This window comes from Aurantimonas sp. A3-2-R12 (genome assembly GCF_036016755.1).
Lineage (GTDB): Bacteria > Pseudomonadota > Alphaproteobacteria > Rhizobiales > Rhizobiaceae > Aurantimonas > Aurantimonas coralicida_A.
In genome coordinates, this window is sequence record NZ_JAYXIH010000151.1 from 1 (window position 1) to 560 (window position 560).

The 560-nt window shown below is 62.0% G+C and carries 1 protein-coding gene; it reads right to left on the reverse strand.

What is annotated here, in order from left to right; translation table 11 throughout:
- Positions 1-310 precede the first annotated feature (310 nt).
- Positions 311-560 (reverse strand): conjugal transfer protein TraD (locus tag VSX60_RS22495; RefSeq protein WP_327626456.1); only part of this gene is annotated, 250 nt, incomplete at its 5' end.

A 560-nucleotide genomic window follows, 5' to 3' on the forward strand; every position in this document is an offset into this window, starting at 1 on the left:
ATCGGGCTACGCCCTCACAAAGCCGGAGACCGACCGCTTATCGTAGTTGTCGCGGAACCGCTCAGGCTAGTCGCCGCTCGATAGATAGCCTTCCCAACAGGCGGTAAGGACATGCGCTATCGGACCCGGCGGCATTGCACTGAACTCGTACCAAATCTGATCGAACGAGGTCATGGAAACTGGTGCGCGCGAGCTTGCCGGTGACACAGGCTCGTGTCGCCACGACGGGTAAGCTGAAGGACCCGCACCGCGACGCAGGCGTTGGCGGTCAGCGCTTCGATCGATGGGTTTCCGCACAGCCCGCCATCTGTCATGCCCGATCATCCTGCTCTCGCGAGACGATGCGCGTTCCTCCTTTGCGCTCCGCCGCGAACGCCTCTTTTCCCTTTTCGGCCCGGAGCGTTCGCGCTCGTTGTCCATCGTCGCTCTTGAGCTTTTCGGCGATCCAGATCATCGCGCCGTAGATCATGGCGCGATCATCGCCGGTCAGGTCCGCAATGCCGGACTTGACGACGAGACCGCCGAGTTCAATCAGATGCCGCGTGCGTTTGCGGCGTTCG